Source organism: Microbacterium sp., from assembly GCF_035277845.1.
In the GTDB taxonomy this organism is placed as follows: Bacteria; Actinomycetota; Actinomycetes; order Actinomycetales; family Microbacteriaceae; genus Microbacterium.
Genome location: NZ_DATEJS010000101.1, coordinates 1 through 7831 on the forward strand (window position 1 = coordinate 1; position 7831 = coordinate 7831).

Annotated in this window: 7 protein-coding genes; 4 read left to right on the forward strand and 3 right to left on the reverse strand. The window is 72.3% G+C overall.

Annotated elements, in window-relative coordinates; translation table 11 throughout:
• Positions 1–136: 136 nt before the first annotated feature.
• Positions 137–352: a helix-turn-helix domain-containing protein gene (locus VJR25_RS04335; RefSeq protein ID WP_324112893.1), complete on the reverse strand. Its 216-nt coding sequence runs from the start codon at positions 350–352 to the stop codon at positions 137–139.
• A 50-nt stretch (positions 353–402) separates the two neighbouring features.
• Here VJR25_RS04335 and VJR25_RS04340 point away from each other — a divergent pair, with 50 nt between their 5' ends.
• Positions 403–1629, forward strand: coding sequence for an FAD-dependent monooxygenase (locus VJR25_RS04340; protein ID WP_324112895.1), 1227 nt, complete (start codon positions 403–405; stop codon positions 1627–1629).
• Positions 1630–1638: 9 nt separating this feature from the next.
• Here VJR25_RS04340 and VJR25_RS04345 read toward each other — a convergent pair whose 3' ends face one another.
• Together VJR25_RS04345 and VJR25_RS04350 are read right to left on the reverse strand one after the other, a co-directional pair.
• Positions 1639–2958, reverse strand: coding sequence for an MATE family efflux transporter (locus tag VJR25_RS04345; protein ID WP_324112898.1), 1320 nt, complete (start codon positions 2956–2958; stop codon positions 1639–1641).
• A 58-nt stretch (positions 2959–3016) separates the two neighbouring features.
• Positions 3017–3568 carry a cysteine hydrolase family protein gene (locus VJR25_RS04350; protein WP_324112900.1) on the reverse strand — a complete coding sequence of 184 codons (552 nt, stop codon included), beginning with the start codon at positions 3566–3568 and terminating at the stop codon, positions 3017–3019.
• Between the two features lie 163 nt (positions 3569–3731).
• Between VJR25_RS04350 and VJR25_RS04355 the strand changes: the two genes are divergently transcribed.
• The 3 genes from VJR25_RS04355 to VJR25_RS04365 form a co-directional block, all read left to right on the forward strand.
• On the forward strand, positions 3732–5705 hold the full coding sequence (locus tag VJR25_RS04355) for a M13 family metallopeptidase (RefSeq protein WP_324112902.1): 1974 nt from the start codon (positions 3732–3734) through the stop codon (positions 5703–5705).
• 12 nt (positions 5706–5717) lie between these two features.
• Entirely contained in the window at positions 5718–6659 is a 942-nt protein-coding gene (locus tag VJR25_RS04360) for a serine hydrolase (protein WP_324112904.1), read from the forward strand.
• Between the two features lie 27 nt (positions 6660–6686).
• Positions 6687–7831, forward strand: a 1145-nt coding sequence (locus tag VJR25_RS04365) for a thioredoxin domain-containing protein (protein ID WP_324112906.1), incomplete at its 3' end; no start/stop codon positions are given.

Sequence of the window (7831 nt, forward strand, 5' to 3'; positions counted from 1 at the left end):
CCCCGCAGCCTCGGCCAGGGCGGGGTCGTGCAGCAGGGCGATGAGCAGGTGATCCGAGCCGATCCGGGCGTCGCCGCGGTGCTCGGCCTCGGCGCGCGCGACCTCGACCGCCGCTCGCGCATCCTGGGCGAAACGTTCAAACATCGCGCTCCTGCTTTCCGTATTTCGCGTGCACCGATTGGCGCGTGATGCCGAGGGCGTCGCCGATCTGCTCCCAGGACCAGCCCGCGCGTCGTGCCTCGGCGACGTGCATCGCCTCGACGCGCTCGGCGAGACGGCGCAGCGCCGTGGCGGCGCGCAGGCCGGTGGCCGGATCGGCTGCGTGCAGTTCATCGAGGTCGAAGGATCCCACGGTGTCAGTCTGGGTTGACAATTGCCGTGTGTCAACCCAGACTGACACACATGCGTCAACCTGAACTGACAGCGGACGGGGTGTCCGGCCACGAGTGGGATGTGGTCGTCGCCGGTGCGGGTCCCGTCGGCCTGCTCCTCGCCGGGGAGCTGGCGGGGGCCGGCATCCGCACCCTCGTGCTCGAGGCGGCCGAGGAGCCGTCCACCATCCCCAAGGCGAACGGCATCGTCGGGCGGTCGGCCCGCGACCTCGCGAAGCGGGGGATCCTCGCCGGTTCCGGCATGCGGGTGCTGTCGCCGCGGCGGTTCCAGTTCGGACCGCTCGCGCTCGATCTCGGCACGGGCCCCGGCAACCCGCTGCACATCCTGCCGATCCCGCAGCGGCGCCTCGAACAGCTCCTGGAGGATCGGGCGATCGCCTCCGGTGCGACGCTGCGTCGAGGGCACGCCGTGACGGGCTTCACCCAGGACGCCTCCCAGGTGCAGATCGAGGTGCGAGCGGCGCAGGGCGCGGCTCACGTCACGACCGCATTCCTCGTGGGATGCGACGGTGCCCGCAGTCTCGTGCGCAAGCACGCCGGCATCGGCTTCCCCGGCTTCACGAGCGAGGAGATCGCCCGGATCGCGCGGGTCACGATCCCCGGCGAGGCCATCGCGCGCGTCGATGGCGGGTTCGACATCCGCGGAGTGGGGCGGGTGGCCGGGATGCGCCCGAACCGGTTGCCCGGCGGAGGATTCTCGATCGCGCCGGTGTCGGTGCTCGACCCGAGCGCGCCCGCAGACCTCTACGTGATCAGCACCCACGAGCCGCGCGGCGACGCCGAGCCGTCCGACCGGATGCTGGTCGACGAACTGCGCGCCAGCGCGCGGCGTGTGCTCGGGGCGGACCTGCCGTTCACGGCCGCCGACGCGATCCGCAGCACGGTCGGCAACAGCCGCCACGCCGACGCCTACCGCGTCGGTCGCGTGCTGCTCGCGGGGGATGCCGCCCACATCTTCAACGCGGGAGGATCGGGGCTCAACGCCGGCATCCAGGACGCCTTCGACCTCGCCGCCCGGCTCGTCGCGACGATCCGTGACGGAGCGACCGCCGACACCCTCGACGGCTACGAGGCGAACCGCCGGCCGGCCGTGGAGAGGGTGCTCGACCACACCCGCGTGCAGGCCGCGCTCACCCGTGACGACGACGTCGGCCGGGCGCTCCGAGCCGTCATGGGCGAGCTGCTCGCCGATCGCGCTGCGGCGCGCACCGCGGCCCGGCTTCTGGAGAGCGCGTAGCCGGCGAGGTCACGCGGGCTGGGTCATCCAGTGCGAGCCGCGCACGCGCCAGCCGAGTGTGACGAGCCGCGCCAGCATGTACACCCCGAAGAACGCGACCGACAGCCACGCGAGCCCCCACCCGCCGGCCGGCTGCAGCCAGACCAGCAGCGCCAGGGCGGGGGCGTACGCCACCAGGTTCATGCCGCCCGCCGCGGCGAGGTACCGGGCGTCGTTCGCGCCGATCAGCACCCCGTCGAGCACGAAGACGACTCCGCACACCGGCTGCATGACGGCCAGCACGATGAGCCCCGGCTGGATCATCGCCGCCACGGCGGACGAACCGGTGAACAGCAGCCCGATCCAGGCGGAGAACCCGCCGATCACGACACCGACGATCACGCCGAACCAGAACCCCCACGCGACGGTGCGGCCGAGCACGTGCCGCACGCCGTGCACATCGCCGGAGCCGAGCTGCTTGCCGATGAGGGCCTGCGCGGCGATCGCGAGGGCGTCCAGTGCGAACGCGGCCGTCGAGAAGATCGTGAACGCGACCTGCCAGCCGGCCAGCTCCGCGGTGCCGAGCCCGGTCGCCACCGCGACCGTGGCGAGCAGCGCCGCACGCAGCGACAGGGACCGCAGCAGCATGTAGCCGCCGGAGCGCGCGGTGCCGCGGATGCCGTCGGCCTGAGGACGAACGGATGCCGTGTGCCGTCGCGCCAGCCGCGCGACGATGACGACGTAGGCGGCCACCATGCCCCACTGTGCGACGACGGTGCCCACGGCGGAGCCCGCGATGCCCCAGCCGGCGCCGTAGATGAACAGGGCGTTCAGCCCCGCGTTCGCGGCGAAGCCGGTGCCGGCGATCCAGAGCGGGGTCACCGTGTCCTGCATCCCGCGCAGCAGACCGGTCGCGGCGAACACGATGAGCATCGCCGGCAGCCCCCACATCGAGATGCCGAGGTACTGGACCGCCTGGGCCGACACATGCGCCGGGGCATTGAACAGGCCGACCCAGAACGGCGTCGTCGTGTAGCCGAGCACCGAGAGCACCGCGCCGAGCCCCAGCGCCAGCCACATGCCGTCGATGCCGGCGGAGACCGCCTTGGCCGGGTCGCCGGCCCCGAACCGGCGCGCCACCGCGGGCGTGGTCGAGTAGGCGAGGAAGATCATCAGGCCGACGATCGTCTGCAGCACGGCGGATGCCACGCCGAGCCCGGCCAGCGGCACCACGCCCAGGTGCCCGACCAGCGCCGAGTCGACGATGAGGAACAGCGGCTCGGCGATCAGCGACCCCAGCGCGGGGATCGCCAGGCGCAGGATGTCGCGGTTCAGGGTGGCGGCGGGCACCGTACGAGCCTAGGGCGCGGCGGGGCGACCGGTGTGTGGGTACCGGCGGCCGGGTGAGCTACGCGAACGAGACGTCGGCCGCCTCCACCACCTGGGCGGTGCGGCCGGGTGCTCCCTGGAAGCTCCAGTACAGGTTGGTGTGCGCGACGACCTGGTCGACCGGCGGTGCACCCCACGGGCTCTTGTCTCCGGCGGTGTGCGCGTCGCCGACGAGCGTCACGTCGTAGCCGCGCGTGAACGCGCCGTGGATGGTCGACCGGATGCAGGCATCCGTCTCGGCTCCCGTGACCACCAGCGAACCGACGCCGCGCGCGGCGAGGATGTCTTCGAGGTCGGTGCCTTCGAACGCGTCGCCGTAGTGCTTGAGCACGTGCGGCTCGGCGTCGGAGGGCGACAGGTCGGGCACGATGCGCCACGGGTCGGTGCCGGGCTCGAGCTCCTCGTCGACGTGCTGCACCCAGACCACCGGGATGCCGGCGGCACGGGCCCGGTCGACGAGCGAATTGATGTTGGCCACCACCTCGTCGCGGTGCCACGCCCCGCCGACGACGTCGTTCTGCACGTCGACGACGAGCAGCGCCGTGCCGGGACGATCTTGAAGGGTTGTCATTGGTTTCTCCTTCCCCATCCGCGACGCTACGCCGACCCTCCGACGTTGACTTGCCCTGGATGTACGCTGCGCCCGGCGCGTCGCGTACATCCAGGGCAAGTCAACGATGGGCGGGCCCGGCCTCACGGCGCGGCCACAGCGCCGGGCGACTTATCCTTTCAGAATGACCGATTCTTCCCGTTCCGGGATCGACACGGCTGCCCTCAGCGCCGAGATCCGCCCCCAGGACGACCTCTTCCGCCACGTCAACGGCGCGTGGATCGAGGCGACCGAGATCCCCTCCGACAAGGCCCGCTGGGGCTCGTTCCACCTGATCGCCGAGCAGGCCGAGAAGGACGTGCGCGCCATCATCGAGGAGTCCCAGGATGCCGAGGAGGGCACCGAGGCCCGCAAGATCGGCGACCTGTACGCGAGCTTCATGGACGAGGAGCGCATCAACGGCCTCGGCGTCGAGCCGCTCGCCCCGGCGCTCGCCGCCGTCGACGAGATCCACGACATCCCCGCGTTCCTCACCGCGGCCGGCAACCTCGAGCGCGAGGGCGTGGGCGGCATCCTGCCCCTGTTCGTCGAGCCCGACCCCGGCAACCCGGAGCGCTACGTGCCGTTCCTCGTGCAGGGCGGCCTGTCGCTGCCCGACGAGTCCTACTACCGTCTCGAGAACTTCGCCGCGACGCGCATCGCGTTCCGTGAGCACATCGAGCGCATCTTCGGTCTCGCGGGCATCGAGGACCCCGCCGGTCAGGCCGATCGGGTCGTGTCGATCGAGGCCGACGTCGCCGCCCACCACTGGGACAACGTGCGCAGCCGGGATGCCGTCGCCACCTACAACCTGAAGACGTGGGACGAGCTGCAGAAGATCGTCGGCGTCGACCTCGAGCCGTGGCGCGCCGCCGTCGCGGACGGGCGCGACGACGCGTTCGCGGAGGTCGTGCTGTACCAGCCGAGCTTCGCCGAGGGCCTCGGGACCCTGCTCACCGAGGAGCGCCTCGAGGACTGGAAGGCGTGGCTGCGGTTCACGATCGTGCACGCCGCCGCGCCGTTCCTCACGGACGAGATCGTCGCGGAGAACTTCGCGTTCTACGGCACCCAGCTCACCGGAGTCCCCACCAACCGCGAGCGCTGGAAGCGCGGCGTCTCGATCGTCGAGGCCGCCCTCGGCGAGGCGGTCGGGCACGTGTACGTCGACCGGCACTTCCCGCCCGCGTCGAAGGACGCCATGGACGAGCTGGTGGCGAACCTCATCGCCGCCTACCGCGCCTCCATCGAGAACCTCGACTGGATGAGCCCGGAGACCCGGGAGCGCGCCCTCGCGAAGCTCGACGCCTTCACCCCGAAGATCGGGTACCCGGCGGCCTGGAAGGACTACGGCGCGCTCGAGATCGACCCGGCCGATCTGCTCGGCAACGTGCGCCGCGCGCACATCGTGGAGCACGACCGCCAGCTCGACAAGATCGGCGGCCCGATCGACCGCGACGAGTGGTTCATGACCCCGCAGACCGTCAACGCGTACTACAACCCGCTGATGAACGAGATCGTGTTCCCGGCCGCGATCCTGCAGTACCCCTTCTTCGACCCGGAGCGGGATGCCGCAGCCAACTACGGCGGCATCGGCGCCGTGATCGGTCACGAGATCGGCCACGGCTTCGACGACCAGGGCAGCCGCTTCGACGGCGGCGGCAAGCTCGAGGACTGGTGGACGGATGCCGACCGCGAGGCGTTCGAGGACCGCACCAAGGCGCTCATCGCCCAGTACGACGTGCTGTCCCCGCGCGGCGAGAACGGCGAGCCTGTCGCCGAGCACGTCAACGGCGCCCTCACGATCGGCGAGAACATCGGCGACCTCGGCGGTCTCGGCATCGCGATCAAGGCGTACGCGATCGCCCTGGGCGACCAGGAGGCGGGCGAGATCGACGGATTCACCGGCATCCAGCGTCTGCTGCTGAGCTGGGGGCAGGTGTGGCAGCAGAAGGGCCGCGACGCCGAGACGGTGCGCCTGCTGACGATCGACCCGCACTCGCCGAACGAGTTCCGGTGCAACCAGATCGTGCGCAACGTGGACGCGTTCTACGAGGCGTTCGGAGTGACCGAGTCCGACGCGCTGTGGCTCGACGCCGACCAGCGCGTCACCATCTGGTGACCCGGATCCCCGATGGCCGCCGCACCCTCGTCCGATAAGGACTCCGCCGGGTCCCCGGACTCCCGCGCCGCCCGCGCGGGAGCCACCGGAGCGCGCCGCGGCTCGGGCCGGCGGCGTCGCACTGGACTGATCCGGCCCTCGTTCGCGGCCACGCTGAAGGCGCTGGACGGGCTCGCCGAGATGGGGGCCCAGGTCGCGGTCTGCGTGCAGGACCTCGACCGCGGCGACGTGGTGCTCGCCGGCGACGACTACGTCACGCTGCCGATCGGCGGACTCGGGGTGGTGCCGCTGCTGGTCGAAGTCGCCTCCCAGGTCGAGCTCGGCACCCTCGACCCGCTCGAGATCATCGACCGTCCGGCCCCCGTCGAGGTGGGCGGGGTGTGGCAGCACCTGAAGGCGCCGGCGCTTCCGGTGAGCGACCTCGCCGTGCTCGCGGCATCCTGCGGGGACGCCGCCGCGACCAACGCGCTCATCGAACGCGTGGGCCTCGACGCCGTCCGCGCCCGCGCCGACCGTCTCGGCCTGTCCAGCACCGCGCTGCTCGACGTCTTCCGCGACCGCCGCGGGCCGGACGACGCCCCGCGGCTGGCGCTCGGGTCGGCACGGGAGCTGTCGGCGCTGTTCGCCTCCCTCGTGAACGCGCAGGCGGTGTCGGCGGCCGTCAGCGCGCAGGTCGCGGAGTGGCTGACCCTCGGGCACGACCTGTCGCTCGTGGGCTCGGCGACCGGCCTCGACCCGTTCTCGCACGTCGAGGACGCGCACGGGATGCTGTTCCTCAACAAGACCGGCCGGGACGCCGGGGTGCGCGCCGAGGCGGGGGTGCTCGCCGGTCCCCGAGCGGGCGTCGCCTACACCCTGATCGTGTGCTTCGACGACCTGTCGATCATGCACCGGCTGCGCGCGCACGACGCGTTCCGCACGCTCGGCACCGAGCTCATGGAGTACATCTTCTGACGCGGCGCCGGACGTAGGCTGGGGCGCGTGAACGAGCGCCTGGCGACCTCGGCGAGCCCGTACCTGCGGGCGCATGCGGCGAATCCCGTCGCGTGGTACCCGTGGGGCGAGGAGGCCTTCGCGGAGGCGCGGCGGCGGGACGTGCCGGTCTTCGTCTCGATCGGCTACTCGACGTGCCACTGGTGCCACGTGATGGCACGGGAGTCGTTCTCGGATCCGCAGATCGCGGCCGAGCTCGCTGACGGGTTCGTGAGCATCAAGGTGGACCGCGAGGAGCATCCCGAGGTCGACGAGGCGTACCTCGCGGCGGCGGGGGCCTTCACCCGCAGCCTCGGCTGGCCGCTCAGCGTCTTCACGACGCCGGACGGTCGCGCCTTCTACGCCGGCACCTACTTCCCGCCCGAGCCGCGATCCGGGATGCCGTCGTTCCTGCAGGTGCTCGGGGCGGTGCGGCAGGCGTGGACCGGGCGCCGGGATGCCGTCGACACCTCGGCCGCCGCGGTGGTCGAGGCGCTCGCCGAGGCCGGACGCACGACGGTGTCCGACCTGCCGAGCCTGGCGGAGCTCGCCGACGCGGCGACCCGCGCGGCCGGCTTCGAGGACCCGGAGTTCGGCGGCTTCGCGGGCCGCGGGTCGGATGCCGCCACCCCCAAGTTCCCGATGGCGCCGGCCCTCGGCTTCCTGCAGGCGGCCGCCCGGGACACGGATGCCTCGACCGGGCCGGTGGTGCAGCGGGCGCTCGCGGCGATGGCCGGCTCCGCGCTGCACGACGACGTCGACGGCGGATTCTTCCGCTATGCGACGCGGCGCGACTGGAGCGAGCCGCACTACGAGCGGATGCTGACGGACAACGCGGGCCTCCTCGAAGTCGCGCTCGACGCCGGGCGCGACGACCTGGTGCGCGGCACCACGGCGTTCCTCATCGACGTGCTCCGGCAGCCGGCGGGCGGGTTCGCCGCCGCCCAGGACTCCGAGTCGTGGATCGGCGGCCGGCGCAGCGAAGGCGGGTACTACCGGGCGGATGCGGCATCCCGAGCTCGGTTGGAGCCGCCGGCGATCGACGGCAAGATCGTGACCGGCTGGAACGGCCTGGCGATCCGGGCGCTCGCCCGCGCCGGATCCCGGCTCGCCGACCCGTCGCTGATCGAGGCGGCGCAGCGGGCGGCCGATGC